Origin of the sequence: Legionella donaldsonii (assembly GCF_900452385.1) — a bacterium.
In the GTDB taxonomy this organism is placed as follows: domain Bacteria; phylum Pseudomonadota; class Gammaproteobacteria; order Legionellales; family Legionellaceae; genus Tatlockia; species Tatlockia donaldsonii.
In genome coordinates this window covers 3234908-3261422 of record NZ_UGOA01000001.1, presented here as the reverse complement: position 1 = coordinate 3261422, position 26515 = coordinate 3234908, and the positions used below count along the sequence as shown (strand labels likewise).

Genomic DNA, 26515 nt, shown 5'->3' with positions numbered 1-26515 from the left:
CAGTTAATCATGTTAGCCAAACTGACAATTTACCTTGTCGACATTAGGGGGAAACGGTGCGCCAGGGATTTCTGACGCACATTAAAAGATTAGGCATGTACGCTAAGGCTAACGTAAGGGCCATGGAAATTGAAAGTGGTGGTTTCCACGCCTGCAACTTTTTGGGCGCCTGCAACAGCATAATTACCGCGGATCATGTCCATGGCATTATTGTATTGATTCACCTGATAACCTACTTCAACTGCGGCATAGCCACTATTCCTAAAAGTATAGTTATAGTCGATACCCAATTTGGCTGTGAAGCTATTCACTATCCGATCACGCTTCGGAGAAGAATAAGTGACGTAGATGGGAAAATTTAAAAAGGAATGAGAGTTGATGTTTCCAACAATGGGAGCATATTCAAAATTCCCCACCAGGCCAAAATTGCTTTGAAACAAGGAGTAACGACCATCCATCCCCAGCAAAGGACCTGCACCTCTAAATTCGCTCATCACATTTCCCGGAGCTAAAAAGGTAAACTCATGATCCAGTTTTGCATAACGCACACCGACTTTGGGATGAAGCATAAACTGTCCTTGATAATCGATATAGGTTCTGCCTACTGTCAGGTCAACCTGATCGAGTCGGTAACGTAGTTGCGCGTCACTGACAAAGTTTTGCCCAGGAGCAAAGGGAAAGGTTACATCAGGAAAAAATATGGCACCAAAGGTTATCGGACCATCGCCATTGGTATTTACAGCATGATTCCTATTATTTAAATATAAATAGGAAAGTTCAATGTTATTGGCTGAATCAGGAATGTCATACCCTACCAGAAAACTGGCGGACCATTTTCCATCAGGATCTGCAGGTTTGCTAACGGCGCTAATACCACCGGCAGCGGAGCCATATTGCCAGCTGTCGGTAGCCATGCCAATACCTGTTTCACTTGGACGGAAATAATAACCCGTTACATTGGCGTATAAACCGCCTGGAGTTATCATGGCGCATAGTGCGGATGAACCTTCACACAAACTGGGTTCCTTGGAAAGAGCAAGCGCATCACCACTCGCTACCAGACTCAATACCAGTGCAGAACTCAACGCATATTTCACTTCACATCTCCCTATGAAAAAATAGAATACACAAATAGTTGCATACGAACGCTATCACAGTTCCCTAAATTTTTCTATATTGGATGAAAATCAGTAACCCTTGATTCCGCACGCGATGCATCAAGGCCTGCGAATAATTAAATTCAGGACAATAAATTTCGTCACGCCAGTGCTTTATTTTGATTTTCCTGACGGCTAATGTCATTTATTTCACGGTTTAAGGTATAACTTAATAAGGTTCGTATTAAAACAATACTGGCTACGATACCAACCGAATAATAATCCGGGGTAGTCGTTGTTCCGATTAAGTCGGCAGCGACAATAAACTCCAAACCTAATGTTAATACTCGACCTAATCGCAATCGAATTTGATTGATATCCATTTTGCTGGTGGTATCAGAGTTATAAAATGGGTGGGAAATATAGCGAAATAATGCGGTTAAAACACCAATGAGAATAACAAGCACCCCACAAAATGAAATGCCATGTTGTATATATAATAATAGGGAATGCAAGCTTACTGGTTCCATTAGTTAGTATTCCTTCAGGCTTGCGGCCTGTATTCCAGATAATAGTTTCATTATTGGGATAAATGGTAGGAATATCAAGAAAGCGTCAAGGGATCGTTCAAGGGCAGGACCAGACCTTTACGAGCGTTGCAACGCAGCCGCAAAGAGAATTAAAGCAACTACCAGGGTTTCCCTTCGATGAGTTATAGTGAGATGCTGTTAACATAGATTTCAGGAGATCCTATGTTAATATCAGCCCTTATTATCTTTGTTTTTGTTGTCTCTTTAGGTTTAGGTATCTTACCTCCGATATTACAAGACAGAAGCCCCAATAAAACGGTTCGGGCGTGGCACGGTTTTTTGGCGGCATGTGGGTTGATCCTTGTATACATTGACGTCGTTGCCTTGATGACCAGTTTTTCCCCCTTGCTCATTGTCAGTTTAGTACTGTTAACGCTTGGGGCATTAGGCGGTTTAATCTTGGTCATCCTTGCTGAAAAGAAGATCTATGCACCCAAGGTACTAGTCGCTCTTCATCCCCTGGTTGCCGTAGCAGGACTATTTGCTCTAGTAATCTATATTTTACCCTAACCCTGTCATGCAATGGGATCAGGGCTTGAAACTTGTACTTACAATCAAAATCCGATTTCTGCTCTTAGGGAATACCTTGTTTTCGCTCCCACATCAGGCTACTCGCGATAGGGAAAAAAACCAATTAACAGTGGCCTGTTAATTGGTTAGGGAGACGGTTAAATCAAAGATACATGGATGATCGGATCTCTTCGAACCGAGCCTCATCAAGCGCTTGCATTTCTTCAGCGTCTTGCAATTTTTTTTGTTCTTTTTCTTGCTCCGCCTGAACCTTCGCAAATTCAATCACATTGCGAGTTTTTAATTCTTTCCAAATGGCAAATAATAAAATGTCAGTCGTGGTTTCTAAGCGGAGTTCTTCAACGGGTTCTACTTGTTGTTCTTCTTGTGCTGGTTGTATTTCCTGTATTTGCTGGGCTTCCTGGTGGCGGCCAGCTTCCAAGGCTGGGGGTGTGGGTCTTTGATTAAAAAAAAGCGGTGCTCCCTGATTAGTGTAAGGTTGTTCAGGTCGAGTAATTCCATTAACAGGACGAGAGGTTACTTTCTTGTTACCCATGGTGAGCTCCTTTCCTTATTGAGTCCTTTTCAGATTAATCTGAAATTTGAGTCAAATGCAAATGTTTTTTTCAATGCTCACAAATTTTGGGTTCTAATCATCAATATTAGGCATGCAAGACCCATTTATTACCAATATGGGTAATTTTACCCATTCAAAAATTTACTTATTTGCTTTATAATTGAACAAATAAATTGAACTATTCATAGGGCAGTAAAGAACATGGCAGATTATGGGGCGCGTCTTAACGACTTAATGAAGCTTGGAATGCTTTGCTATTCCAGTACAAAATTAGCGATAGCAGGAAGGGTACATCATTCACGAAGGAATTCTTCCCCTGCTATTTTTGCAGCCAGTAATACAGAGAGTGATAGACATGAGCTGGCGGGCATTGTAACTCAAGCCGCGAAAGCGAATATGTCCTGTCGATTTCGGGTTGTTTTTTGTGAGGAGGATGGCCAAAATCCTACGTCGCATGGGTTTTGCCTGGATATTAAAATAGCTAATGGCAGCGTTAGTATCTTCAGTGCAGACTCCCTATCTGTTGATAGCCACAACGAAGAGGCGTTATCTGTCCTGGAAGAGGCCTTAAATTTCCAGGGCATTAAAAATAGTATTTATTATATGCCTGTCCAACGCCAAAGAGATGGTTATAGTTGCGGTGTCTTTGCGATTGAGGATGCCTTTATGCTGTCCCATATAGAAGACTATTATTATCGTGATTTAGAACCAGGGACTGATTTTCATGATTTCCTTCGCAAGGCCGAGCCCGAGGTAGGGGGGTGGGAAACAAAGCACAACTGGAAAAAAGTTACTCCGGCACCCCTAATGAGAAGCTCTCAACAGGAGAAACTACCTGACAATATTGATAATCGTGCATTGGCTTCGATAAAGAAAAATAAGAACGTATCCGATTATTTTGATATGCAATGGATTACTAAAAAAAGTAAATATGTTCAACATAAACTGGAAAAATATTTTTTCTATGCGAGTACCTTTCTCAGCGATTACATGCTCACCGAAGAAGAAAAGATTGCTCAAATTGAAGCATGTAGCCTGGGAGGGCTAAAACACTATTTAAATCAGGAAAATCGGAAAAAAGATATTGCTGCTAAATTAGCGCCTATAGAAACAGCGCTAAATGGGTTGACCCAAAAAATACTGACAACTGAGTTTCAACATGAGGATGCTAAAGAGAAGGCTGGCGAGTTATATATGGAGCTAGTTAATTATCGAACTAAGTACAAAGAGTATCTTCTGGACGATAGCATTGAAGAGGTAGCCGCTGATGACTGGTTTAAAGCATCTTGCAAAGGGGCAATAGAAGGCGCAAAACTCGTATTGAGTAAAGAGCTGGGCTGGAAGGTTTATCTTCAGAATTTACTGAAAGATCTCACCAATACGGCTATTAAAAAAATCAGCTGCGGAAGATACCAGGATGCTTTCTTTAGCCTTAAATCGCTGGACGGCATAAAAGAAGCAGAGGACTCACTGGTTGAAAGTGCATCGGAGCAGCCTCAAATTAAAGGATACCTTTTTACTTAAAAAGGGTTGGTCAGGGCTTGAATCATGTATTCGACAACCAAAACTCAAGCCCTGAACCCCTACCTTTCTACCCCGCATTTCACCCCTGAAAGAAGCACAAGATACATTCTGCCAAAAGGGTTATCTGTCGAACTTTACATCCCGTCAGGAAAGGCCGTGTAGCGTCGGGTAATCAAGGGTTATCGATGCCAATCAACAGGTCATGAAGCCAATTCATTTCATTCCCAGTGGATGCTATTCCTAAGGATTTTAACGTCCTTGTTCTGTGTGCGATGCATGACTTGAAATTGTCGAATTAGCCTCGACATAGGAAATACTCTTTTGAAGGCAAACAAAGCGAAAGAGAACTTAAAATAGCGTTATGGCTATTTGTGCATAGAGGTCTATTCAAAGACGTGAAGGTTTGATATTCCATTTAGAAAGGAGATTTATATGAAAAATAAACTGCTTCCTATTTTAATTTCTGTTCCTCTTATCATGATGGTATCTGAAGGAGCCATGGCCCTTGATGCAAAGCAAAATAATCCTGTGCAAAAGAGTAATCCGCAAATAAGCCAGGATCCCTTTGATAATGATGCTTTCTTTCAATCCCCTCATGCTATTTGGCAGCAAATGGATCAAATGCAAAGGGCAATGGATCAATTTATGAAGAGTCAATTTTCACAGATGCAACATCACTTGATGAGTCAGCCTGGCAGTACAAATACTGTTGAAATTAAAGAAGGCAAAAATGACATTACCTATAAAATTAAATTACCCGAAGGGGCTGGTAGCAAAGTCAATGTTTCTGTGAAAGAGAGTCAATTAATCGTTAGCGCAAAGGTCACGCAAAAAATTACGCAAGAACAAAACAATAGCAAGAGTGTGAGCTACTCTCAGAGCAATTACAGTCAAGTATTTCAACTACCAAAGGGGTATGATCCGAACTCTATGACCACAAAAACAAAGGATTCAAATTTGATTGTTACTTTTAAAAAATCAATATCGAAACCTTTGATACTGTAACCAATAAGTCGTTTGACTGTTCGAGTAACGCTGACTTTTGGTGACGTTACTCGATATCGTTTGTTACAATGTATTTATTAAAAAATGAGAATGAACAATGTATAAAGTAACCCAGATTTCCAAAGGATTCTGGAGCGATGCGGAGTCTGACTCCGCACAACAAATAAGGAATTTGCCAAAAGTATTGTCTTATTGCCAGACGTTTGAAAAAGAGGTAATAACTGTTACGACTTGTTCAAATAGCTTGGAGACTACCCTACACGCTATTTTAGCCGGGTACTTAGAAAAAAAAACTGGAAAGCCTGTTCATTCAATCGGTTCATTTAAATTCATTAGACTGTGTGAAATGAGAGTGGAGTCGAAAAGTGGTATAAAGGCTGCTCCTCTTGAGTTGAATTTATATCATGTCTTTTCAGATAATGTAGAAGGGACGGCTCATTTGGTATTAATCGATCCAAATGGGCAGGATGTAGCCTACGCCCGCTTTGCTTACCATACAAAATCGCCCCATTTAGAGCCCGCTTACGTGAATTTGCCCTTTATTGCCATCGATGCTATCGAATCCAAAAAACGGGGCGCTTATGCCCTGGGGACTGTCCTTGTCCAAGCAGTATTTGAATACAGCTTAAGCACTGACTGCGAAGGGCGAGTTAGTCTTTATTCAACAAATAAATCCGGTGAATTTTATTTCAAATTGGGTTTTACTCCATTGAAAGAGCCTATTTTTGATAAATTGTATTTTGAGGGTGAAAAAAATATCGATGGTGAAATTATGTTTTTGACCGATGCAGCAAACGAGGCTTGGAGGGAAAGGGCTCAGATGCATCCATTAATTCAACCCGCCTTCCCAACTTCCCTTATAAAACCTTTCTAATCAAGCAATTACAACCTATGGGCAGGTCTTGAATCGTGTATAACCATGCATGCAAACCCTGCTTTTCATCGTTCTTTTGTTAAATAAATGAGAAGACGCCTTTCGTTTGCTTTGGTTCGCTAGATAACTATTGAATAAGCGAAAGCAAGAATAAGGGTATAGGCTAAGAAAACCAGAATGCGCTGCGTGGTTTTGCAAGAGACTGTGAAGAACACAACAAGCCAATGAATTAAAAATAATCCCAAAAGAACATATTCATTGATTTTTTGTGCAGTAGGAAAGGAATCATGTCTAAGGAATCCATCAGGGAATGCATTTAAGCGCATAATGACGGTTGCCATAAGAATGATTAAATAAAATAGATACAAAACAATAAGATAACTAATAATAAAAAGAGGAACCCCAACCGTTGGAACCTCCATTTTTTTATCCAAATGTTTAATAAAAATCAAAGCAATTACAGCAACGAGAAGGCCTATCGCATTAAATCGAACAAAGGAGGAACTGGCCAGGGGGAAAAAATTGACTTGTGATAATACAGACCACTGGTACTCTGCAATTAACGCAACAAGGACAATAGGGAAAAAGAGCACGGCCTTCAATAATAGAGGGGCTTTATCCTTTGCCTTAACCGAATGGAATAGAACATTCGTGAATTGAATGTTGAGAAAAATAGTCCAAAGAAACGAGGTAACGAAAATCAAAAAGAATGCATTAACCAGAAACAAAAGGGTAATTGGACTCAACAAAGTGGATACAATAGTGTCGTGCATTGCGTTCCAAAAAAATTATTAGGCTTTCATAATTATAGAACGGTTATACCGGTGTTTTTTTTAAAAAAGTATCTATGCTACTGTTCTATGGAGTGCAATAATTAACCTGGTCATCACTAAGGAATAGTATGAATCGCTTGGCATTAATCGTATTTATTTGTTTCAATCTGACGACTGTAGCCTTTGCAGACGATAGCCCTTACAGGGGGCCCAATAATCCAGTTATTCCTGCCGATAATGATAAAATCAGATTGAGCCTTGCTGAATGCATCGAAGATACCAATGAGATGACGAGCGATAATGAAACGCATGATTTGGCGAAAGAAGTCTGTGAGTTACGCACACAACATCAAGCTGCGCGCCAACAAGTATTGAAAGGATTAATGGAGTTAGTCGCTCAATATAAAGGAATGACGAACCATGATCACGCCCAGAGATTGGCTCAGACAATTTCATTGATCCAGAACGATGTAAAAACATGCCTTGATGAGTTAGCTTCCCAGGAATATTGTCACAATATCGCTTGTGTTACTTTACCTGAACTCGATGCCATCTTTTGTGATAATCAGGCTACCGCGATCATCAACCGAATTTTAGGGCGCTAATCGTATTCAACAATCAAAATTCAAGCCTAGATACAAGCCTTGATGACGAGTAGCATGGTCAAGGTATTCATTGCCCGACACCAATCTCTATGGTTGAGAGCTCAGACTAACTGTAGTTAATCAGCCTCTACGTATCTAAATAAATAACTACTATACAGGAGAGAGATAAACCTTGATTACGCTACGCTTTATCAAGGCTACAAAACCTGCAAAGCCGCCAATTCGACGGCTGATCCTACATGCCTGGCATTTAGCTGGTGAGAGACATCGCCGAAGAATTTCCGGCACCCTCATGCAATCGATTAATCTCATCCAAAAAGGGTAATTGAAGGATAGGGGCAACTTTGGGACTGGTAAAAAATGCAATTTGGTACTTGGATTTTAATGCGTCCCGTACTTGCGCGGCTTCAGGTGCAATAACTAATTCCTTGCCATTTGCAAATTTTACTAAAGACGGTTTCTTTGGGTCTTTTGTTAATGCGACTACCAAGTCCCATAAGTTTGCTATTGGTTCACCATTGACCTCAGTCACTCGATCGCTTTCACACATTCCCCCACGGTTAAGTGCGAAATTTTCATAACCGTCCGTGTCTTCTGACACAAGAATATCTTGTAGGACAACAATTTCGTAACCATCCCTTTTAGGTGAAAGCCTGGAAAATTCACTAAACATAGATGGAACATTGGATTTATCCACAATGACTTTTTGCCCGGTGGAGTACGTTGTTGTAAATGTGTCCATCAATGGTTGGGTGCAACGAACAAAAACATACCCGCCATTTTTTCCTGAGGGCTGAATGTGGTATTTGAGCGGTTTATCGGTCTTGGGTCCGACAATGCTGCGGCCTAACTGTTCCGTTAACCTAATCGTAATTTTTAGTGTTTCAGATTCTCCTACATCATTTTTTCTTTGAATCACAAACTCGATCTCATCGAGGTATTTCTTGCGCTGTAAAAGATAGAGATAAGAGATAGGATTCTCAAGCTCCTTAACCTGAACATTGCCATCAGCATGAATTGGATGGCCATCTATTTCAAGAATCACATCCCCTTCTCGCAAGTGATTATAAGCGCATGACTTGGGTGGTACTTGCGATACACGAATGCCCAATGGCTCACTCTCAAGAGAATCTTGCATCTCTAATTCCGATCTTAGGGATGGATTCTTTAATGTTTGCCACTCAAAGCTGACTTGAGGGACGGTCACATAATCAATAAATTGCCTTGCCCTAAGTGCACCGAAGCGTTTGTAGTTTTCTATCGTTTGTACAATGGTGCAGGCAGGAATAAAATAACCCACATTGCTGAGTGAAGAGGCTCCCTGGCTGACGATGCCGATACACTCTTCCTGTTTTTCCCGCACTATTGTAATCGGCCCGCCACTATTACCCGGGTTAATGGGTGCACTGGTTTGTACTGTAATCCCTGGTAAGCGAGAATGGGCAATGGTGGATACTTCTGTTCTTGAGATATGGCCTTTGGTAAAGGAAAGACTTTTTCCTCCTGTGGGATAACCATAGGCATTTACTTCCGTTGAAGAAGGTTGAAATTCCGTATTTATTTCTAATGGTTTAACTTTAGTTCCCAAAAAGGCTTCAGCCTCAGTCGACGTAGTCTCAACGATAGCGACATCCATAATAGGGTCAACCCACACCGGCGTTACAGGTAATTCGGTAGATCCTTGATTAAATTTTACTTTTAAATAAGTTGAATTGGCTACCGCATGCGCGTTGGTCACTAAATACATGATGCCTTCGTGTTGTACAACCGTAATGGTAGCGCTTGATTTTGCCGGTTGACCAGCAGACCAGGCAGAAACGTAATTAACCGTTTGCTTGTCGACTTCGAGTTTGAGTGTGGAATTTACTAACATTTATAAACCTTAAGTGAATAGTGATAATCAGGATCTTTAACGGCTGCGTATCTTAGCTCTTATAGTGAATATAACAATGGGGGATCGCATAATTTCCTACGAATCCCAACTCTCCATGAGGGTTGCTTTATCCGTCCTGGTAACTTTAACGTGCCGATTAATAGACAACTATTTTTTTAACATGATATTATTTTGCTCAAATTGAGGAGCTTTAGCATGCGCTTGTACTATAGAGCAGATACCCGTAGCCCCAAAACTATTTTTCAAGACGGGTTTCAATCAAAAAACAATTTTTTAAATCTCTATGGAGACAGTTGGTGGCAGCACGGCGTCCGGAGTGCGAATGATCGGTATTCAACTTCGCCAAGTACAGCCGCCACTGACGCAGACATGAATAATGTGGTTTGTTTAGCCAAAAAACTTGAGTCAACTCCTCTTTTTCCGGTATGTGACCAATATCATGTGGATTATGACTCCGAAATTTATATTTATGTCATGGTCTTACCGGATGCCGAATTACCTCAGGATTTTAATACCCCGCAACCGATTGATGTTTTTGACATGGAAGCGTTGCAGGTTCAGCAACTCGGAAAGATTATGAGTGATTTCTCGGTTAATCCTGCAATGGCAGGCTATGTCTTAAGCGGTCACGAAGCCTTTGCGAAAAATGTGCCGGCACAAAATATTATTTGTGCCGTTAAATGTAAACGCTCGGATTTTGCGCTTACTGCAGGTTTACCTGTGTTTACAAAGGCGGCAGACGATGCTGCAAGTTATGCTGTCTGCCAGGAGCGGTATTTTGAAATAGGTCATGAAGTTTTTGTAAACAGTCACTACTCTCAAGACGAGCAACATAAACATGCTGCCCTTGATGAGTTGCGTCGGGTAAAAGCAAAAGGGTTACAGCCAACGACAAGGGTTCCAGATGCGTTAGATCAGTGTGGAATTGGATATGATAAAAGGCAAATTCACACATCAACTTATTTTTGGCAGGAACTGACATCGCTTAACCTTGGTGTGGCATTTTTCAGCATTCTTGAAAGTATCTACTATGCGGCAATACAGCTTACCAAAGCCATGATGCGTCAATCAGAGCAAAAACCCCTGGAAATCGTCGAGGATTTACCCGATTCAATGCAAGCCACCCCTAGAAAAAAAACCTTGAGCTTTTATGGACGCTATTTTACCACCGTTGGGGTGGTTACAGGGCAGGTTGAGCCGATGACCGCCTTTGCGATTACCCATTTTTAACCCATGCAATCAGGGGACAGGTGAATCCCTGATTGCGCTGTGTTCCACCCAGGCTACTAACTCATCTTAAATTAAAGACTGCATGGGTTTTGCACAATCATTTTACCAGCTGGGAACCACCTGGCTCGTTATTGGGATCGGCGGGTAAAAAATGACTAACAGGCCTGTCGCCCATGAGATAGTTAAAACCCTGAATAATTGAAAAGATTGTTATGGTGCTTAACATTCTTACCGGGAGTTCATTTCTTGTTATCAGCCAAAAATTTTGGGCTATGTCGCCCAGACCAATTGTCTTCGCATAGTTCATCTTTTCCTTAAAGAAGGAAAAACTGGAGACGCGGATTAATTTTGCCTCAGAATCCATTCTGGTTCCCAGTATAATCCTGTCGTAGGAGGCATTTAAAGGGTGCGTCAGTAAGGAAGAAACGGCTCCCGCCAAGCCCCCGCCGACAAAATTGGCGACAGCAGAATTTTCAATAGGTAATTGATTGGTTATTGAGTCCGAAAGCGTTAGCAAGGCAGTAAAACTCATAAAGTTAGAGAGAGACTTAACCGGATATCCCATCAAAAAGAGTTGTCTAATATTATAGCCGGTCAATTTGACCGGTTTGACAACACCCCCACTGAGGATTTTTGCGCGGTTATTAAAAACAGAGCCAAGTGCTGTATCGGCTTGGGAAAACGTCAACGAAGTGAGGAAGGAATAATAAGACTCCTTCCCCCGTTGTTCGGCCTTTGCTTCCTCCGCCTGTTCAGTCGTGACGCCATCCGGACCCGTTTCCTTATTGATGTGCTTGCTGGTTACACTAACAGCCCCACGTTTTTGATTAGCTATCGCTTGAGATTGAAAGATTTGCCAAGAGGATTTTGCGAAAGCCAAGGGGGTTGGTTTTATTGTTGTACTTAACTGTTTATTACTTAATAGCAAGGTAATCGGTGCTGTTATAAGGGACGTCGTAAGACTTGTTACGCTTGTTTTAAAGATTAAATCTGCTCCTTTCAAGAAATAACTATCTTTACTCCAGTAAAAGCCGGTTGGTGTTTGGGTAGGGCTATTGTTCTTTTGAGGCATTATAAATTTATCTGTAAAAAGCGGCGCATGATAGCGAGATATAAATAATAAAGAAATATGTTGTGCTGACAGGGAGTTAAATTAATTGCGGTATTATGGGGGCGTATTCATTGACGGGATTTGTCACTGGCGGTAGTGAAAAGTTGAGGGCAGCGCTTGAGTTTGCATTTTATTGTCAAAATCGAGCTCTGCCCTCATAGTTTCGGCAGTTTATTTCTTAATCACGATGCGTAGGCGTAAGAATGACATCTTTCTCACTCTCAAGGCTTGTGGAGCCGCTTTCAGCATTAACGGCGAACATACCGCCTCCTAAACTGAGTGCCTGGGTACTTGTCGACAAGCGTTGCACCTCAACACAGTGTTCGATCGTTTCAAGGATCGTGGATTCTGAAATACCCACAATGCTGTCGACAGGTTCTAAAAGGATACTGTGTTCATCAACGGGTCTGGCATCAAAGGGCTCAAACCCTTTAAGAAGAGTCGCTATAATTTCATCACGCAGGAGGCTTATATCAAAACCGCTATAAGCATCCAGGTATGCCCCTACTGTAACAGGCGTCGGCAAAGGTAAAAAACGGTGACTATCATCGAGTAGTCTAAACAATTCCGGCTGAGTTCTATCCGTTATTCCGTAGAGTCTTGCCTGCGTTTTTATGTCTTCCAGGGACGGGGTAGTTAATAGCCTGCCAGTTTGTTCTTCGTACTGGCAAATTTTAAAATCTTCTGGATACTCGAAAGCCTGAACCAGGTACTTTTGGATTAGAGTGATTTCCAATAGCGATTGATAGTAATGCTTTAAACCTTCTGGACTTGCCTTTTCAAGATCGATTCTACGAACAAATAAACCTACACAAGATTTTTTCCAGGCATCGAGCATGATTTCATTCATTTGGCCATCGCGCCCACCCTTCACTTCAACGGCTAATTCATCCAGTGTTTTTGCTCCTACGGTATTTGATGTCAGCATATCTACACCTTTCCGTTCGGTACGTTTAGCCAGTTTTGAAATTCTATTTGAATTCGAATCGGTAGAACTCACATCGTAAATGTTGCACTCTTCGGCATTAAATAGGAAGCCATAGCAACGGCCATCAAATCCATAGGTAGGGACATGCTTCCCTTTAACCAGAAGGGTCGTTGAAGACAAACAAGAGCCCCCGGGACTGGCTAGTAATTTTGCTTCATTGCGCCAATCATTCAATTCTACGCGATCTGATTCAACCGTAATACGATTAATGGTTTTTGCAATTAAGCGAGATTCGGTAAATAAAGTACCAATTGTTTTAGGCATAATTTTTCCTCTTTAATAACTCAAAAAATGTCAGTGAACAAGCAAAAAAATTTAATATTCTTATCATTTTTTGTGATATTATAAGGGCTAAAAATTAATGAAATATTACGAATTTATTAATGAAAAATTATGTATTTATTAAGGAATTATTAACTAAATAAACAGAAGGGGTTATTACCATGTTTGATAGTTTACCCACGGAATTAATAGTTAAAATATGTACTTGTTTAGGCGTTAAAGACGATTATGAGTTTTCTTTTACTTCCAAATTAGCAAAAGAGCTGCATCAGCAGCGTATGCAAAGTCGTTTGGCAACTATCTTGGCCAAGCCTACTACGAATCAGTTTATTCAATTTTTAAATTGTATTCAGGATAATGCAGAAGATGGGCTGGCTATTTTATTAGATGAAACTTGCAAGAAAACGCTCTTGGAAAAAAGGCCAAAAACATTGCCTCACTGGATGCTTGGTTTAGCTGAGTGCCAGCGCGATTTGGTGGCTATTTTGTTGAAACATGACGATTATAAAAATTCCTTAAGTCCCACTGAATTTAGATATTTGGTGCGTAACTATTCGGATTTAGCCACTTTAGTTAAAAACAATAATATCGCTGAACCACCTGAAGCCCTAACACCCTCAGAAAAGGCGCCCAATGAAGATGACGTGGATAGTATGATAATGTGCCTTTGAGGCACATTAATTATGCTGTGAAATATCTTCTACCACCAAAATCTAAGACTAACCCCAGCGCTCGTTAAATCAAGGTCTAATTTTAACCTCCCTGCCTATATTTTGCTAATTTATTGATCTATAATTGCCCACTATTTGTTTTTTTTGACTTTTTTGAAATGGGTAAGCGTATTCAAATACAAGAATTGATTGCAATCAGCAAATCTGGTGAGGTCTTGCAATCACATGTTAAGGAATGGAGAGGGCAAACATGGCATGTCAGTAGGGGTAAAACGGAAGGAAATCGAGTAGAGCGGATGGCTGTTCATATCACTAACCTTGCCAATGAAGCTAGCATTGCGCATGCCACACGAGGCAGTGACCCGGAGAGTGTTTTGGTAACCCGCCTTATTCTGAATGAATTTAGCCTTTACACAAAAGACAGTCCTTTAAGTTTGAGCGAATATAAATTGTTTATTAAAAAAATATACGCTGTTACTTCTACACTGCCGCCGGATATCCATCTCTTGTTAGCTACTGTCCCTGTTCTTTGGTCAGATCATTCTGTTCATAATTGTGCGCTATATATTCAATCGCCATTAGCGATTGGCGGGCAACCGACTATTCATCACTTCGCCAAAGAACATGCCTCTACTGCCGATTTTCGGTATACGATGAAAAAACGGGTATGATTTCCCCCTCCGAGGTGATGCAGCAGGGGAGCATTCTCCCGAGGTTGTTTTAGGTGATACGGAAGTTAATGTCGGCGATTTTAATCAGTTTGGCAGTGCAATAAAAATAGTCACGTCAGTCGGAGAAGCCTTCATTACACTCATAGACATTTGTTTAGATCATCGAATGAAAGTGGCTGAAAATAATCTAATTAATTTGATTACCATGTTAAAAAATTTGGGGCACTATGTTCCTCTTTATATGAGTCAAGTCATTACTTCTCATACAGTTGCTCCCATTAGAAAGCACTTATTTACTTTACTCACACAGTCTGATGAGCAATATAAGGGGGTTACTGGAATAGCGCCTGAAGACGGAGTCTATCTGTCTTCTTCATTTGGGGGATTTGTTGATATAACAAAATTTCCCCCCATTTATTTGGATATCCCTTATCGGAAGCGAATACTAAGGCATCTTGCTACGGCAGTGGCCGGGGAAGCTATTTTGCAAGAAACGCTAACGCATCCTGGTGATTTGAGTTGTTTACTTAAGCGAATCAAGGCGCTTGCAAAGATGGGGGTGCCCCTGGCTGATTTTTTGCAAGATGAACCTCTCATGTCCTCAGACTCAACGTCGACTCCACCTGTCACAATGTTTCTCAACGAAGAGGAAGCATTTAATTCAGCACCAAGTATAGGCACAGTTGTGGGACGGACTATTACCGCAACGCCAATGTCGGAACAGGCTGCCACCGCACATAAATGGGCCGATTTGTTATTCGAGATTCCAATCGGCGAAGACGAGGAAGACGATCTATTTAATTTCGATCTGACGAAAGATACAATGGTTGACTCTGCTAAAATCGAACTCCCGGCTTCAGGACATGATACCGCTGTATCTGAAAGATGGGGCGGTGTTATGTTCGAGATTCCCCTGTGTGAAGAGGAGGAAGAAGAGCGTTTACCCTTAAGTGGCACAGTGTCATCAGCAAGTGCGGAGCAGACTTCTTCTGGTGATAATCTATTCAGCTTTTTTTCTCCTTTAGAAACGAAAGAGCACGCAGGATCCAAAAGAGGCAGCATAAAATCTTTAACCAGGAATGTAGCTGCAAGGGAAGAATATTCTAGTAAATCTAAAACGACTCATAAAAAAATAAAACAGAAGGTGATAGAAGATCGACGTCATGGTCTCTACTGATTGATTCGCGAAATGAAATGCACAGGCAAGGGAGGTAATTCCCCTGCCGCTTTTTAAGAGTCATTACACTTTACTGTTTGCAAGAATGTAGCTCGGCGAATAGCACCAGACAAAATAATCAATGCCAATCGATATGTTATACTTGAAAAAATACTAGTCCTCTCATCTAGCAATTAATCGGGTATTCACAAGGAAAGGGAATATAAATGAATATATTAATGGTGCTAACGTCACACAATCAGCTCGGAAATACAGGCCGCGAAACTGGTTTCTGGTTGGAAGAATTTGCAGCCCCCTATTTTGTGTTCAAGGATGCTGGCGCTCAATTAACATTAGCATCTCCCAAAGGCGGTCAACCGCCAATCGATCCGAAGAGTGATTTACCTGAAAATCAGACCTCTGCGATGACGCGATTTAAGCAAGATGAGCTGGCGAAAAAAGCATTATCACAAACAGTCAAGCTTGCAGACATAAAGGCAGAGGATTTTGACACCGTGTTCTATCCTGGTGGTCATGGCCCCTTGTGGGACCTTGCTGAAAGTGCAGATTCAATCCACTTGCTGGAGTCTTTCTATAATGCGGAAAAACCAATTGCGCTGGTATGCCATGCACCCGGTGTGCTTCGACATGTCACTTACAAAGGTACTCCTCTGGTAAAAGGCAAACGTGTAACAGGCTTTACCAACAGCGAAGAGGAGGCAGTCCATCTTACGAAAGTAGTGCCATTTCTTGTCGAAGAGGAGTTGAAACGGTTAGGCGGGCATTTTGAAAAAGCAGCAAACTGGCAGAGTTTTGTGGTCGTAGATGGCGGTCTTGTCACTGGTCAAAATCCGGCCTCATCCACTGCTGGGGCGCAAGAATTACTAAAACTACTTCAAAAATAACAAGGCAAAACTGAGTATAATTTCGGGGTGCAGGGTTGGAATTTTGTATTCAACGATCGAAATTCAACCCCAATTTCGCACCGTAGCGCCTGCTGAAACCCGCACCGCACAAGCCCTGCCCCTGTTTTTCCCACCTATTTTCTAAATTTTAGTATTTCCATGCGGAGAGATGCTGCAAATCCCGATAGAATAATGTATAATACGCAACCAATTTTTAATCAATTTCAAGTTAATAAGAGCGCTATGAACGATTTAGACCTTTACAGAAATATTGGTATCTTCGCCCACGTAGATGCCGGAAAAACTACCACTACCGAACGTATTCTTAAGCTTACCGGTAGAATCCACAAAATGGGTGAAGTTCACGAAGGTGAATCAACTACCGATTTCATGGCACAGGAGGCGGAGCGCGGGATTACCATCCAATCCGCAGCAGTAAGTTGCTTCTGGAAAGGCCATCGTTTCAATATCATCGACACCCCAGGACACGTCGACTTCACTGTAGAAGTCTATCGCTCCCTCAAGGTACTCGATGGTGGTATCGGCGTATTCTGTGGTTCTGGCGGCGTTGAGCCTCAGTCAGAAACCAACTGGCGCTATGCGAACAATTCAAAAGTATCTCGTTTGATTTTCGTCAACAAGCTTGACCGTATCGGCGCGAACTTCTTGAAAGTAACTGAGCAAATCAAAAAAGTATTGGGTGCACATCCTTTAATTATGACGTTGCCCATTGGCTTTGAAGACAGTTTCGTAGGGGTTGTCGATTTATTAACCCGTAAAGCGTACGTTTGGGACGAAACTGGCCAGCCAGAAAATTACAAAGTTACTGACGTGCCAGCCGATATGCATGACGACGTTGAAACGTATCGCGCGCAATTAATCGAGACGGCACTTGAAATGGATGATGAGTTGTTGATGGCTTATCTGGAAGGAGAAGAACCTTCAATAGAAGACATCAAGCGTTGTATCCGTAAAGGTACCCTTGAATTAGCCTTCTTCCCAACTTATTGCGGTTCCGCCTTTAAAAACAAAGGGATGCAGTTATTACTGGATGCGGTGGTTGACTATTTGCCTGCTCCCCATGAAGTAAATCCACAACCTTTGACTAATGCTGAAGGTGAGCCAAACGGACAATTCGCTATCGTTTCTCCTGATGAGCCATTCCGTGCATTGGCCTTTAAAATCATGGATGACCGTTTTGGTGCTCTAACGTTCATACGTATCTACTCAGGAAAACTGAATAAGGGCGATACCATCCTTAACTCATTTACCGGTAAAACAGAACGTGTCGGCCGTATGGTTGAGATGCAGGCGAATGAGCGTAATGAATTGCAAAGTGCTGAAGCAGGCGACATTATCGCTATCGTAGGCATGAAAAACGTTCGCACCGGCCATACACTTTGTGATCCTAACCATGAGTGTACGCTTGAAGCCATGGTTTTCCCTGAGCCAGTTATCTCTATTGCTGTTGCGCCAAAGGATAAAGGTGCAACCGAGAAAATGGCTATTGCGATTGGCAAAATGGTTGCAGAAGATCCAACGTTTAGAGTTGAAACGGATGAGGATTCAGGTGAAACCATCCTTCGTGGTATGGGTGAATTACATCTTGATATTAAAGTGGATATTCTGAAACGTACGTACGATGTTGAGTTGATAGTAGGTCAGCCTCAGGTTGCTTACCGTGAAACCATAACCAAGTCGATTCAGGACAGCTATACCCACAAGAAACAATCTGGTGGTGCTGGTCAATACGGTAAGATTGACTACACGATTGAACCAGGTGAGCCAAACTCTGGATTCACTTTCATGACATCCGTTGTGGGTGGGAACGTTCCTAAGGAATTCTTCCCGGCAATTGAGAAAGGGTTCCGCTCGATGATGAACACAGGTACATTAGCAGGGTTCCCTGTATTGGATGTGGTTGTGAACCTCACTGATGGTGGTTTCCATGCTGTTGACTCCTCGGCAATTGCGTTTGAAATTGCGGCCAAAGGCGCTTTTCGTCAATCTATACCAAAAGCCGGTCCACAATTGCTCGAACCTATCATGAAAGTGGACGTTTACAGTACAGAAGAAGATGTAGGTAACGTGATTGGTGATTTGAACCGTCGTCGCGGTATGATCTCTGGCCAAGAGCCCAGCGCAGCTGGCGTACGCGTTAAGGCTGATGTTCCCCTTTCAGAAATGTTTGGTTACATCAGTACATTACGCACACTTACCTCTGGTCGCGGCCAATTCTCAATGGAATTCTCTCACTATGCTCCTTGTCCAAACAATGTAGCTGAAGCAGTGATTGCCAAAGAGAAGGAAAAGAAAGCTGCAGCCAAGTAAGCTGGTAGCAACGCTAAAAAAAGCTCCATCAGTTTGTTCTGATGGAGCTTTTAAACGTTCGAATCAATGAAGGATGGAATGAGACTTTAAAGACAATTCTGTTACTAAAGGACTTGCTTCATTCTTTCTCGTTTTTTTCCAACTTATGACCATCCAGATATCGCTCACTACGTTCTTTCTCTTGCTTCTCTAACTGCTTTTCTTTTTTTGTCCTTCCGAATTTAATGCGATTTTCAGAGGCTTTTTTTTCTTTTTCCAAACGAATTTTAGCCTTCCTTTTTTTATTAAGATTAATGATCTCTACCATAATATTCTCTTTAATAGACGTTATTCAGGAAATATAGCGCATTGAACCATGAAACAAAATCGGGTTGGGTTTCAATGTGTACTCATGATCGAAATTCAAGCCTTGCTCTTGACCTATCGGTTTTGGTTTAGAGAATAAAAACATTGGCTGCCTGATGCATCATGAAGCGCAACTCACTGTTACCTAACTCGATATAAGATCATTTTTTAAGTGGGGATGTAAATTAGGAATTCGAGGGATCGATTTTCTTGTGTTGTTCGTCCGTTTCATCAATTAACGTTTGAAATTTTTTTCGCCAAAAATTATTTCGATTCTCGGAGCCCATTTCCTTTTCAGTGGTTTTTTTTCTCTCTTCCCAACCTTTTTGCCATTGCTCATCTTTCCAGAATGGTTCGACTGTTTCGAATTGATAACCGTTATCCGAGCTAACCAGACGAACAAATTTAAATGTTTGCCCAGCAACTTTAGTCATTTCTTCACCGAACTCATGAGCAAGTTTATAGCATCGTCGAAGTTCAGTAAGCGTTACTCCCTTGTCAGAAGGATCATCGGCTCTCTCGAATATTCTGGACTTATCGTATCGGTTATTATCCAAACCAACAACGAATATTAAAGGAACCAAAGGCTCCCCTTTTTGCTGTCGCTTATAATTCTCCAGTAATAAATCGTTAATTAAGAACTTAAAGTGGTTGTACAGATTGCTGTAAGAATGGCCACTGTTAACCATTACATCATTTTTGCTTTCATAATCATCCGAGTTGTATGCTTTGATGCTTCCATCACGATTGATTGCTTCATAAAGCTGTTGGTAATTGTAAAAGTTGAAGCCATAAATAACGGCTTCCTTACTATTACCACAAAGCGCCTTGACCGCCTCGATGTCTATTTTCATTTCTGTGTGATCTGTATTTGGACTAATACAAGTATAGACTAGCAGGCCATAACCTGGTTGTGTAACTCATTGAAGTCCCTGAAGTGGTCTGGGCGGGTGTCATTACGAGCTATCCCAACCTCATAGCGTGTAAACAACAGATAGCCTAGAGGACGTGTTCCTTGAGCAGGCAAACGGAGTATGCTGGTGTTTTGATAAAGAGTTTTTCTTGGCTTTTGGAACATTATTGATCAGGTGACTTTCGTTTTAAAACAAGGCGTCGCGTGAGGAAGAAACCAATAAGAATGCCTGCAAAATTGATCCAGTAAAACGGCCATGAAAAAATTCCAAGCCCCACCATGTTAGGACCAGGACAAATTCCCGTCATTCCCCAGCCTACGCCAAAAGCTGCTGCACCAAGAATCAGTTGCCAGTCAATTTTTTCTCTGGTCGGCAATTCATAGCACTTGTTTAGCAAAGGCTTCGCTAGCCATTTACGCAGCTGGAATAAAAGAAAGGTAACCAATAAAGCGGTAAGAAACGTGACATATAAATTGATTTTGAATGTTTCAGCGCCAATTCTTAAGCCGGAAATAATAACGTCGGGACTATACATGCCGGTTAAAATTAAACCCAAACCAAATATCAGGCCGGCGACTAATGAAATAATGGATTTCATCGTTTACTCTCCTTAGTGGGTTAACCAGGCCGTGATGATTGCAACAGGAAAGAAAATACTTACAGCAACGATAGAGCGTTTGCGTAAGAGTGATATGCCGCATAGCCCATGTCCGCTTGTACAGCCATTGCCAAGATAAGTACCCCCGCCAACCAATATACCGCCAAGAATTAATATCCAGGGCGTCGTTTTAAAAATAGTTGTGGGGTTGGGAACAACCTGAATAAAGTTAAAGAGGACGCCACTTAAAAATAATCCCAGAATAAATAAGCTATTGTCGATATTAGGGCGATAAGTTGCAAAATCCAGGGAGCGAAAGAGTATGCCGCTACAACCAAGAATTTTGCCTTGGATCAATAGCATCATTCCCGCAGCAAGTCCAAGAAGAACTCCTCCTAAAACAACGTGCATTTCAACTATCATTATGAGATTCCTTTCTAGCGGGATGACTTCTTATGATCACACCGCGCAGGGCGTCATTGGTCAATCTACAGACTCACTCTGCCACGATTAATCAATGGTAATTGCAATAAAATAGTATACAATTATTGCGAAATTATAGTAGCCCTGCAAAGGGCAATGATTTCTCACCATTTCTGTTCGAAATGAACTAGGTAAAATCGAGAAATTATTTTACCTTGGAATTTTATTCTGGAAAGAAAATAATGTTTGAAATATCGTTAAAAAAGCCATTACGTACAATTCTAGTAGTTGGCTTGTGGATTTGTATGCCAAAGGTATTCGGACAAGTATTCACTCTCGGGGAGATCTCTGAGAGTCTTACGCAGAATTTTGAAGGCTTGGAACGAGTAATTGGCTCGGGAGCTTACATTGCAGGATTGGCCTTTTCAGTCTGTGCGATTATGAAATTTAAACAACATAAAGATAATCCAACGCGGATTCCCATTAGCACACCCATTTCATTAGTTTTTATCGGTTCAGCACTGTTATTTCTACCCAGCCTATTGGAACTCATCGAAGCAACCATGTTTGAAGCAGCCCAATACTGACCTGGGGTTACCGTTAGTTTATTGAAGAAGCTGGGTGGTATGTCAGGGGTAGGGTTTCCATGGAAAACCTGCCCCTGATGTTGCATGATAGGCAACAATTACACCGGCGGTCGGAGTAGGAATAGTGCGAGCCAGGTTAATCTTTAAAATCGGTATTATTATAATTATTTTCTTCTATTCTTCTTTGAGCCTCTCTCCAGTCATCCCATTCACCAGACCCGCCTGAAACTTTGTTAAGGTCCTTTTTAAGGATCTTTTTGTCAGCTTTAGGGGCGGTTTTAGAGCTTTTGCGCAATTTTTTCATCAGTCAAACCTCACTTCATTACATCCTATTTAAGCTTAGTCCGAAGTTCTTTTTTTTACCAATTTTGTTTCATTTTGCAACAAGAAAAGTCAATATGGCTATGCCCGGAATCCTGATTGTTGAATACAAAATGCAAGTTCGAGCCTTCATCCGTTTCTTATCAAATTAAGTCCGGTAATATCGTATCAAGCCAGGAGTCGCCTCTAAAATTATTAATATAACCGACATGGCCGCCATGGCGAGTGATATAGAGTTTTAAGAGGGGATTGATATTGTTAAGTTCATTAAAACCACGAATTGGAATGACTGGATCGTCCTCTGCGGTTAATATCGTCATTGGAACAGTCACCGCTTTAAGCTTTTCGGGTGAAAAATAATACTCAGCGAAGTAAGCATCAATGTCTTTAAATTCAGAATAGTTTACTAATAATTTTTCTGTCATTTGCCAGGATTTTTTTTGTAATAAAATGCTACTAAAATCATATAGCTCGGGGAAGCAGCGTTGTTTTTCTAGCAAGGCTTTTTTCCATCGGGCAATAAAATAACGTCGATATAGGTTGGAATTATCAATGGCTCTCGTCACTTGTTCTGGATTAACGGAGGGACAAATAGCGATGATTCGTTTTAAATTGGCTATTTTCTTTGATTCAAAACTGTCTCTCCAACCAATCCTTAAAGCAAAACTTCCACCCATAGAAAAGCCAATTAAGGTAGTGGGTAATCCCGAATAATTGGCTGTAATTTGTTTTACTGCCTGAAACACCTCTTCTAGCCGAGCACCATGAAATAGACCTTTATTGAGTGCAGGAGTAGCGCCGTGATCACGCAGGTTGAGACGAAATAGTTCATAGCCTTGTTGATAGAGCTGTTCGCCTCTGCCTAACATATACGTGGATTGAGCACAGCCGAGCCAGCCATGAAGGAGAATAATCAGGCCTTTTGCCGCCTGGTTAGGCTGCGGTGAAAAGAGCCCTGTCAAATGGACCGTTTCATCCGTTTTAACGGTTAGCGTTACAGCCATTTCATTCCGAACCATCGATCCGATAACCGGTTTTTTTTGGGAGCTCACTATCGTTTGAAGGTGTTTATTTTTGATATAAAACTGAGGGTTGAAGTTTAAAAGTGACATGAGCGTTCGCAATTCTTTACATCGTCAGGTATCAATTATAACAAATCTTGATAGATCTGATCATGCCGTTTCTTATTTAGTCCGCGTTGCTCTATTGATCAACGTTAAAGGGGCGCCTTTTTTGACTCAGCCGTCAGCAGAATTAAGAGGAAAAACTCCATCGCACCCCTAGTTTAATCTGTTCCAGGGTTGGATTAAATGCGTTACGAAAGGTGGTATAGGGATTATGATTGGTATCTCTTACAAAGGACTGGTTCGAAAAATCCTGTAGGGAATTCCAGTCCCATTCAAGGCGGGCCATGAGTCTGCTAATAAGAGGTATTTCCACTCCAAGCCCCAGTTGCAGACCCTGGCAATTTTTATCAGATGAAAAGTTACCTGCAAAAGCGCCCATATTACCTGTCTGTTGTATACCACCGCTCAGTTGAATATTGCTGACTATCCAGCCGATCCGACCATAGAAAAGAGCCTGCTTATAGAGATAGATACCTGGCCGAGCGGCAAAACCATACTGCCAACGCTGGCGGAATTTTCCATGGAGTTGGCGTGTATAAAGGGTATTCGAATCAATAAACGCGATATTCCCTGAATTGGAACTAACATTATAAAATCCTTCTCCTCCCAAAAAAAAGCGGCTGGCCAAACTACTTCCATAGCCTATATAGAGTTCGCCACCAAATCCTGAGCCACTCCAATCGAAGCGATCTTGATCAATAAACAATAATCCGGGGCTGGTTTCAACGCGCTTGAAGTCATAACTGGAGGTGTCTTTTATCGCCGAAATACCCAGGTAAAAACCTTGGCTATCCTGGGCATGGATTGCGGCAGAAAAGCTGATGGAAAACCCCAGAAAGCAGCCTAAGAATAGGTTTAATTTAATAAAATGAGACATTCTTTCCCTAACCATCAATTCATCCTTTGCGATCAAAACCATGTAAGCCATAAGCGGTATGGCAGTGACACGCGCCAAGTGTATCGTGATAGTTTATGTGCTTGCAAGACTATCATCATGCGAGTGTGAAGCGGCCGCTAAAACCACCTCGCATTTGAATGATGACCTTAATAAGAGAATTGTTCATCGGGTCTTAAGGTAAGTATCTCGTGTCCATGATCGGTTACCAGAATAGTATGTTCCCACTGTGCAGATAATTTGTGATCTTTGGTGACAACAGTCCAACCATCGCCTAAAGTTTTGATTTCTTTACGACCCAAATTGAGCATGGGTTCTATAGTAAAAGTCATGCCAGCCTGTAATTGTAATCCGGTATTTGGTTTGCCAACATGCATCACATGGGGGTCTTCCCACATTGATCGGCCAATTCCATGCCCTCCAAACTCCCGTACTACCGAATAGCCCTGCTGTTCTGCATGGGTTTGGATTATGCTGCCTATATCGCCAAGATACGTTCCAGGACGGACTATCGAAATCGCTTTGTATAGGCATTCCTGGGTAACTTCTACTAATTTTTTAGCAAACGGCTTTACATTGCCCACAAGAAACATTTTGCTTGTATCCCCAATGTAACCGTTTTTTTGTACAGTCACATCGATATTAATGATATCGCCATTTTTAAGTTTTTTATCAGAAGGTATACCATGGCAGACCACATGATTTATGGACGTACAAATGCATGCTGGAAACCCATAATGGTTTAGCGTTGAAGGAGTGGCTCTTAAATCCTCAAGAATATATTGGCGACAAATTCGCTCCAGCTCATTGGTGCTTGTACCTTCAGTCACATAAGGTCCTATCATTTGAAGTACAGAGGCAGCCAAATTACCGACAACTCGCATTTTTTCTATTTCTTCAGAAGTCTTCACTAACATCGCGTATTTCACCAGATGAGGCTTGATTAATTAAAATTTTGAGAATTTCAGAATAAGTAATTGATGGGTTTTCTTCTGCCATTTTTCCTATCCTAATCCAGTATTCAGCCTGAGAATTGATGGAACGACTCATTGCTCTTGCCATCACTTTCGTTGCTTCGTGCAACTCATCAGAAATTTTTACTATGCCCATATTTTCTCCAAAAAACCAATAATATAATATTTTACTATATAATGCTACATTTTGAAATAAAGTAGATGGCTGCGAGGCATAATGGAATGAAACAGCAAAGGGAGTTTTTATGCGATAAAAATGAGAACGGAAGGCTTTTTTTCCTTTTTTATCAAACAATAAGCGTGTGAATATGTACTATAATTAATCATAAATTAATTGTATAAACATTAACATAATGAAAATTCAATCATTTCAATACATTCAAAACCAAGGATGGAGTATTGAGAAATTCCCTGAGCTGGATTCTACAAATACCCTGATTTTAGTGTTTGCCAGCCCAGCATTTAGAACGAACACAAAACCCATTCAGGAACTGGCACAAGCCTATAAAAAATCAAAAATCATTGGCTGTTCAACAGCAGGGGAAATTTTTGGACCTGATATTTTTGATAATAGTATTGCCGTCGCTGTCGCTCAATTTGAGTCTACAACGCTTCAGTTGGCAAAAGCAGAGGTTAAAAACGCTGAAGAATCTTTGGGGGCAGGTGCCCAATTGGCTAAATCCCTACACCAAAATCAGAATCCTAAAGGTATATTTGTTTTATCGGATGGGTTAAATGTTAACGGATCTGAATTAATCAAAGGATTAAATAAGAATTCTGCAAAGGAAGTGACTATTACTGGTGGCCTGGCAGGAGATGGCGCAGACTTTAAAAATACCTGGATTATTTACGATGGAAAAATTATAGATCATTGCATCGTAGCAGTCGGGTTGTATGGCGACCAAATTCATGTAGGGCATGGCTCGCGAGGAGGCTGGGATATTTTTGGCCCAGAGAGAATGATTACCCGCTCGAAAGGAAATATTCTCTATGAACTGGACAATCAGCCTGCTTTAAAACTCTATAAAACCTATCTTGGTGACAGAGCGTCTGAATTACCAGCTGCTGGTTTGCTTTATCCACTCGCTATCCGTAACCCTTCTGCTCCGGATTCCCAACATATTGTGCGCACAATCTTGGGGATTGACGAAACATCGCAATCGCTAACTTTTGCGGGTGATTTGCCTCAGGGGTACTATGCCCAACTGATGCGTGCCAATTTTGACAGGCTTATTGAAAGTGCTAACGAAGCCGGCGAAGCTGCAAATGAGATTCTTTTTAAAAATAATGGGTTAAATCAAAAACCTGTTTTAGCAATTGATATTAGTTGTGTAGGTAGACGGTTGCTCTTAGGCGGGCGCGCAGAAGAAGAAACAGAAACCACTTTCCAATCAATACTCGATGGATCAATTCAAATTGGCTTTTATTCTTATGGCGAGCTTTCCCCACTGACAGTGGGAAACTGTGAATTACATAACCAAACCATGACCATTACAACGTTACTTGAAAGCTCATAAAAAAAAGGGATCCTTCTAAT

Annotated in this window: 29 protein-coding genes; 13 read left to right on the top strand and 16 right to left on the bottom strand. The window is 41.3% G+C overall.

Going from position 1 to position 26515, the window contains the following annotated elements; genetic code table 11:
- Positions 1 to 89: 89 nt before the first annotated feature.
- Together DYC89_RS14770 and DYC89_RS14765 are read right to left on the bottom strand one after the other, a co-directional pair.
- The gene (locus DYC89_RS14770) at positions 90 to 1097 is read right to left on the bottom strand and encodes an Lpg1974 family pore-forming outer membrane protein (protein WP_115222476.1); all 1008 of its coding nucleotides are present in this window, start codon (positions 1095 to 1097) and stop codon (positions 90 to 92) included.
- A gap of 161 nt (positions 1098 to 1258) precedes the next feature.
- Entirely contained in the window at positions 1259 to 1627 is a 369-nt protein-coding gene (locus DYC89_RS14765; RefSeq protein ID WP_115222475.1) for a DUF1622 domain-containing protein, read from the bottom strand.
- A gap of 222 nt (positions 1628 to 1849) precedes the next feature.
- Here DYC89_RS14765 and DYC89_RS14760 point away from each other — a divergent pair, with 222 nt between their 5' ends.
- Positions 1850 to 2197 carry a hypothetical protein gene (locus DYC89_RS14760; RefSeq protein ID WP_115222474.1) on the top strand — a complete coding sequence of 116 codons (348 nt, stop codon included), beginning with the start codon at positions 1850 to 1852 and terminating at the stop codon, positions 2195 to 2197.
- A gap of 163 nt (positions 2198 to 2360) precedes the next feature.
- Here the strand turns inward: DYC89_RS14760 and DYC89_RS16565 are convergent, their stop codons facing one another.
- Positions 2361 to 2753 (bottom strand): hypothetical protein, encoded by a 393-nt coding sequence (locus DYC89_RS16565; RefSeq protein ID WP_181879425.1) that lies wholly within the window; start codon positions 2751 to 2753, stop codon positions 2361 to 2363.
- 222 nt (positions 2754 to 2975) lie between these two features.
- On the opposite strand from DYC89_RS16565, the gene DYC89_RS14750 reads away from it, so the two are divergent.
- From DYC89_RS14750 to DYC89_RS14740, 3 genes are all read left to right on the top strand, one after another.
- A complete protein-coding gene (locus DYC89_RS14750; protein ID WP_115222473.1) occupies positions 2976 to 4298 on the top strand; it encodes a hypothetical protein in 1323 nt (440 codons plus the stop codon).
- A 432-nt stretch (positions 4299 to 4730) separates the two neighbouring features.
- A complete protein-coding gene (locus DYC89_RS14745) occupies positions 4731 to 5303 on the top strand; it encodes an Hsp20/alpha crystallin family protein (RefSeq protein ID WP_115222472.1) in 573 nt (190 codons plus the stop codon).
- A 97-nt stretch (positions 5304 to 5400) separates the two neighbouring features.
- Positions 5401 to 6177 carry a hypothetical protein gene (locus tag DYC89_RS14740; RefSeq protein ID WP_115222471.1) on the top strand — a complete coding sequence of 259 codons (777 nt, stop codon included), beginning with the start codon at positions 5401 to 5403 and terminating at the stop codon, positions 6175 to 6177.
- 119 nt (positions 6178 to 6296) lie between these two features.
- On the opposite strand, the gene DYC89_RS14735 is transcribed toward DYC89_RS14740, so the two are convergent.
- Entirely contained in the window at positions 6297 to 6950 is a 654-nt protein-coding gene (locus tag DYC89_RS14735) for a hypothetical protein (RefSeq protein ID WP_115222470.1), read from the bottom strand.
- A 128-nt stretch (positions 6951 to 7078) separates the two neighbouring features.
- Here DYC89_RS14735 and DYC89_RS14730 point away from each other — a divergent pair, with 128 nt between their 5' ends.
- The gene (locus DYC89_RS14730; protein ID WP_115222469.1) at positions 7079 to 7555 is read left to right on the top strand and encodes a hypothetical protein; all 477 of its coding nucleotides are present in this window, start codon (positions 7079 to 7081) and stop codon (positions 7553 to 7555) included.
- 250 nt (positions 7556 to 7805) lie between these two features.
- On the opposite strand, the gene DYC89_RS14725 is transcribed toward DYC89_RS14730, so the two are convergent.
- Positions 7806 to 9428: a S1C family serine protease gene (locus DYC89_RS14725; RefSeq protein WP_115222468.1), complete on the bottom strand. Its 1623-nt coding sequence runs from the start codon at positions 9426 to 9428 to the stop codon at positions 7806 to 7808.
- Positions 9429 to 9644: 216 nt separating this feature from the next.
- On the opposite strand from DYC89_RS14725, the gene DYC89_RS14720 reads away from it, so the two are divergent.
- A complete protein-coding gene (locus DYC89_RS14720; RefSeq protein ID WP_115222467.1) occupies positions 9645 to 10679 on the top strand; it encodes a hypothetical protein in 1035 nt (344 codons plus the stop codon).
- Positions 10680 to 10776: 97 nt separating this feature from the next.
- Here the strand turns inward: DYC89_RS14720 and DYC89_RS14715 are convergent, their stop codons facing one another.
- Together DYC89_RS14715 and DYC89_RS14710 are read right to left on the bottom strand one after the other, a co-directional pair.
- Complete coding sequence (locus DYC89_RS14715) at positions 10777 to 11751, bottom strand: hypothetical protein (RefSeq protein ID WP_115222466.1); 975 nt, start codon at positions 11749 to 11751, stop codon at positions 10777 to 10779.
- 217 nt (positions 11752 to 11968) lie between these two features.
- Positions 11969 to 13042: a hypothetical protein gene (locus DYC89_RS14710; protein WP_115222465.1), complete on the bottom strand. Its 1074-nt coding sequence runs from the start codon at positions 13040 to 13042 to the stop codon at positions 11969 to 11971.
- A 179-nt stretch (positions 13043 to 13221) separates the two neighbouring features.
- Here DYC89_RS14710 and DYC89_RS14705 point away from each other — a divergent pair, with 179 nt between their 5' ends.
- From DYC89_RS14705 to fusA, 5 genes are all read left to right on the top strand, one after another.
- Entirely contained in the window at positions 13222 to 13731 is a 510-nt protein-coding gene (locus tag DYC89_RS14705) for a hypothetical protein (protein ID WP_115222464.1), read from the top strand.
- A gap of 158 nt (positions 13732 to 13889) precedes the next feature.
- A complete protein-coding gene (locus tag DYC89_RS14700) occupies positions 13890 to 14402 on the top strand; it encodes a hypothetical protein (RefSeq protein ID WP_115222463.1) in 513 nt (170 codons plus the stop codon).
- Between the two features lie 166 nt (positions 14403 to 14568).
- Positions 14569 to 15579 (top strand): hypothetical protein, encoded by a 1011-nt coding sequence (locus tag DYC89_RS14695; protein ID WP_115222462.1) that lies wholly within the window; start codon positions 14569 to 14571, stop codon positions 15577 to 15579.
- A gap of 206 nt (positions 15580 to 15785) precedes the next feature.
- Complete coding sequence (locus DYC89_RS14690) at positions 15786 to 16463, top strand: type 1 glutamine amidotransferase domain-containing protein (RefSeq protein ID WP_115222461.1); 678 nt, start codon at positions 15786 to 15788, stop codon at positions 16461 to 16463.
- A gap of 243 nt (positions 16464 to 16706) precedes the next feature.
- Positions 16707 to 18794, top strand: coding sequence for an elongation factor G (fusA, locus tag DYC89_RS14685; RefSeq protein WP_115222787.1), 2088 nt, complete (start codon positions 16707 to 16709; stop codon positions 18792 to 18794).
- A 118-nt stretch (positions 18795 to 18912) separates the two neighbouring features.
- Here fusA and DYC89_RS14680 read toward each other — a convergent pair whose 3' ends face one another.
- The 4 genes from DYC89_RS14680 to DYC89_RS14665 form a co-directional block, all read right to left on the bottom strand.
- Positions 18913 to 19101, bottom strand: coding sequence for a DUF4169 family protein (locus DYC89_RS14680; RefSeq protein WP_115222460.1), 189 nt, complete (start codon positions 19099 to 19101; stop codon positions 18913 to 18915).
- Positions 19102 to 19324: 223 nt separating this feature from the next.
- A complete protein-coding gene (locus DYC89_RS14675; protein ID WP_115222459.1) occupies positions 19325 to 19993 on the bottom strand; it encodes a hypothetical protein in 669 nt (222 codons plus the stop codon).
- A gap of 223 nt (positions 19994 to 20216) precedes the next feature.
- Positions 20217 to 20651, bottom strand: a complete 435-nt coding sequence (locus DYC89_RS14670) for a DUF6691 family protein (RefSeq protein WP_115222458.1) — start codon at positions 20649 to 20651, stop codon at positions 20217 to 20219.
- Between the two features lie 12 nt (positions 20652 to 20663).
- A complete protein-coding gene (locus tag DYC89_RS14665) occupies positions 20664 to 21074 on the bottom strand; it encodes a YeeE/YedE family protein (RefSeq protein WP_115222457.1) in 411 nt (136 codons plus the stop codon).
- Between the two features lie 305 nt (positions 21075 to 21379).
- On the opposite strand from DYC89_RS14665, the gene DYC89_RS14660 reads away from it, so the two are divergent.
- Positions 21380 to 21661 (top strand): hypothetical protein, encoded by a 282-nt coding sequence (locus DYC89_RS14660; protein WP_147285516.1) that lies wholly within the window; start codon positions 21380 to 21382, stop codon positions 21659 to 21661.
- Between the two features lie 136 nt (positions 21662 to 21797).
- On the opposite strand, the gene DYC89_RS16560 is transcribed toward DYC89_RS14660, so the two are convergent.
- From DYC89_RS16560 to DYC89_RS16895, 5 genes are all read right to left on the bottom strand, one after another.
- Positions 21798 to 21965, bottom strand: a complete 168-nt coding sequence (locus DYC89_RS16560; protein ID WP_181879424.1) for a hypothetical protein — start codon at positions 21963 to 21965, stop codon at positions 21798 to 21800.
- Positions 21966 to 22125: 160 nt separating this feature from the next.
- Positions 22126 to 22986: a YheT family hydrolase gene (locus DYC89_RS14655; protein ID WP_181879423.1), complete on the bottom strand. Its 861-nt coding sequence runs from the start codon at positions 22984 to 22986 to the stop codon at positions 22126 to 22128.
- A gap of 250 nt (positions 22987 to 23236) precedes the next feature.
- Positions 23237 to 24001 (bottom strand): outer membrane protein, encoded by a 765-nt coding sequence (locus DYC89_RS14650; protein WP_181879422.1) that lies wholly within the window; start codon positions 23999 to 24001, stop codon positions 23237 to 23239.
- A gap of 152 nt (positions 24002 to 24153) precedes the next feature.
- Entirely contained in the window at positions 24154 to 24921 is a 768-nt protein-coding gene (gene map, locus DYC89_RS14645; RefSeq protein WP_181879421.1) for a type I methionyl aminopeptidase, read from the bottom strand.
- Positions 24902 to 25114: a ParD-like family protein gene (locus tag DYC89_RS16895; protein WP_058446274.1), complete on the bottom strand. Its 213-nt coding sequence runs from the start codon at positions 25112 to 25114 to the stop codon at positions 24902 to 24904. The genes map and DYC89_RS16895 overlap by 20 nt, the downstream gene beginning before the upstream one ends.
- A gap of 217 nt (positions 25115 to 25331) precedes the next feature.
- On the opposite strand from DYC89_RS16895, the gene DYC89_RS14635 reads away from it, so the two are divergent.
- Entirely contained in the window at positions 25332 to 26495 is a 1164-nt protein-coding gene (locus tag DYC89_RS14635) for an FIST signal transduction protein (RefSeq protein WP_181879420.1), read from the top strand.
- Positions 26496 to 26515 lie beyond the last annotated feature (20 nt).

What these genes read in the sequence shown, in the direction of transcription:
- DYC89_RS14735 (WP_115222470.1), bottom strand. Translation starts at nt 6,950, where the DNA reads ATGCACGACACTATTGTATCCACTTTGTTGAGTCCAATTACCCTTTTG.
- DYC89_RS16565 (WP_181879425.1), bottom strand. Translation starts at nt 2,753, where the DNA reads ATGGGTAACAAGAAAGTAACCTCTCGTCCTGTTAATGGAATTACTCGA.
- DYC89_RS14765 (WP_115222475.1), bottom strand. Translation starts at nt 1,627, where the DNA reads ATGGAACCAGTAAGCTTGCATTCCCTATTATTATATATACAACATGGC.
- DYC89_RS14705 (WP_115222464.1), top strand. Translation starts at nt 13,222, where the DNA reads ATGTTTGATAGTTTACCCACGGAATTAATAGTTAAAATATGTACTTGT.
- DYC89_RS16560 (WP_181879424.1), bottom strand. Translation starts at nt 21,965, where the DNA reads ATGAAAAAATTGCGCAAAAGCTCTAAAACCGCCCCTAAAGCTGACAAA.
- DYC89_RS16895 (WP_058446274.1), bottom strand. Translation starts at nt 25,114, where the DNA reads ATGGGCATAGTAAAAATTTCTGATGAGTTGCACGAAGCAACGAAAGTG.
- DYC89_RS14665 (WP_115222457.1), bottom strand. Translation starts at nt 21,074, where the DNA reads ATGATAGTTGAAATGCACGTTGTTTTAGGAGGAGTTCTTCTTGGACTT.
- DYC89_RS14740 (WP_115222471.1), top strand. Translation starts at nt 5,401, where the DNA reads ATGTATAAAGTAACCCAGATTTCCAAAGGATTCTGGAGCGATGCGGAG.
- DYC89_RS14730 (WP_115222469.1), top strand. Translation starts at nt 7,079, where the DNA reads ATGAATCGCTTGGCATTAATCGTATTTATTTGTTTCAATCTGACGACT.
- DYC89_RS14680 (WP_115222460.1), bottom strand. Translation starts at nt 19,101, where the DNA reads ATGGTAGAGATCATTAATCTTAATAAAAAAAGGAAGGCTAAAATTCGT.
- DYC89_RS14675 (WP_115222459.1), bottom strand. Translation starts at nt 19,993, where the DNA reads ATGAAAATAGACATCGAGGCGGTCAAGGCGCTTTGTGGTAATAGTAAG.
- DYC89_RS14650 (WP_181879422.1), bottom strand. Translation starts at nt 24,001, where the DNA reads ATGGTTAGGGAAAGAATGTCTCATTTTATTAAATTAAACCTATTCTTA.
- DYC89_RS14760 (WP_115222474.1), top strand. Translation starts at nt 1,850, where the DNA reads ATGTTAATATCAGCCCTTATTATCTTTGTTTTTGTTGTCTCTTTAGGT.
- DYC89_RS14695 (WP_115222462.1), top strand. Translation starts at nt 14,569, where the DNA reads ATGAAAGTGGCTGAAAATAATCTAATTAATTTGATTACCATGTTAAAA.
- map (WP_181879421.1), bottom strand. Translation starts at nt 24,921, where the DNA reads ATGTTAGTGAAGACTTCTGAAGAAATAGAAAAAATGCGAGTTGTCGGT.
- DYC89_RS14710 (WP_115222465.1), bottom strand. Translation starts at nt 13,042, where the DNA reads ATGCCTAAAACAATTGGTACTTTATTTACCGAATCTCGCTTAATTGCA.
- DYC89_RS14715 (WP_115222466.1), bottom strand. Translation starts at nt 11,751, where the DNA reads ATGCCTCAAAAGAACAATAGCCCTACCCAAACACCAACCGGCTTTTAC.
- DYC89_RS14660 (WP_147285516.1), top strand. Translation starts at nt 21,380, where the DNA reads ATGCCAAAGGTATTCGGACAAGTATTCACTCTCGGGGAGATCTCTGAG.
- DYC89_RS14690 (WP_115222461.1), top strand. Translation starts at nt 15,786, where the DNA reads ATGAATATATTAATGGTGCTAACGTCACACAATCAGCTCGGAAATACA.
- DYC89_RS14655 (WP_181879423.1), bottom strand. Translation starts at nt 22,986, where the DNA reads ATGGCTGTAACGCTAACCGTTAAAACGGATGAAACGGTCCATTTGACA.
- fusA (WP_115222787.1), top strand. Translation starts at nt 16,707, where the DNA reads ATGAACGATTTAGACCTTTACAGAAATATTGGTATCTTCGCCCACGTA.
- DYC89_RS14745 (WP_115222472.1), top strand. Translation starts at nt 4,731, where the DNA reads ATGAAAAATAAACTGCTTCCTATTTTAATTTCTGTTCCTCTTATCATG.
- DYC89_RS14635 (WP_181879420.1), top strand. Translation starts at nt 25,332, where the DNA reads ATGAAAATTCAATCATTTCAATACATTCAAAACCAAGGATGGAGTATT.
- DYC89_RS14750 (WP_115222473.1), top strand. Translation starts at nt 2,976, where the DNA reads ATGGCAGATTATGGGGCGCGTCTTAACGACTTAATGAAGCTTGGAATG.
- DYC89_RS14700 (WP_115222463.1), top strand. Translation starts at nt 13,890, where the DNA reads ATGGGTAAGCGTATTCAAATACAAGAATTGATTGCAATCAGCAAATCT.
- DYC89_RS14670 (WP_115222458.1), bottom strand. Translation starts at nt 20,651, where the DNA reads ATGAAATCCATTATTTCATTAGTCGCCGGCCTGATATTTGGTTTGGGT.
- DYC89_RS14725 (WP_115222468.1), bottom strand. Translation starts at nt 9,428, where the DNA reads ATGTTAGTAAATTCCACACTCAAACTCGAAGTCGACAAGCAAACGGTT.
- DYC89_RS14720 (WP_115222467.1), top strand. Translation starts at nt 9,645, where the DNA reads ATGCGCTTGTACTATAGAGCAGATACCCGTAGCCCCAAAACTATTTTT.